Genomic DNA, 443 nt, shown 5'->3' with positions numbered 1-443 from the left:
ATGGCAACCCTGGCGGTGATGATGACCGCCCCACGCTGACCGTGGATAACGCAGGGAAAGTGAGTGAAGGTGATAACGCATCATTCAACGTCACACTCAGCAACCCGGTTGACCGCGACGTCGAATACACCCTGACGATCAACCCGCGCTCTGCGGAGGCAGCAGATCTGACGCTTAACCCTGACGGCACCCTGACCGTGCTTGTCGAGGGTACGCCAGTGATCCTCACCCAACACAATGGTAAATTCACTGGCACCGTGTCGCTGCCTGGCGGCACCACCGACTTCTCAGTCTCCGTGCCGACGTTCGACGACAATGAGAACCCGGTCTATGAAGGCAATGAGCGCTTCACCCTCACCGTCAACGCCGACATTCTGGCCCCCACTGGCAATGACAACGTGGGCGCGGCCACCATCACCGACAATGGGAAAAATCAGGGCGAC

The 443-nt window shown here is 58.9% G+C and carries 1 protein-coding gene; it reads left to right on the top strand.

The features are described from left to right. On the top strand, positions 1 to 443 hold a 443-nt coding region (locus A1OO_RS23490; protein WP_035008720.1), incomplete at both ends, for a hypothetical protein.

This window comes from Enterovibrio norvegicus FF-33 (assembly GCF_000286835.2).
GTDB lineage: Bacteria > Pseudomonadota > Gammaproteobacteria > Enterobacterales > Vibrionaceae > Enterovibrio > Enterovibrio norvegicus_A.
This window is presented reverse-complemented; position numbering and strand designations above follow the sequence as displayed.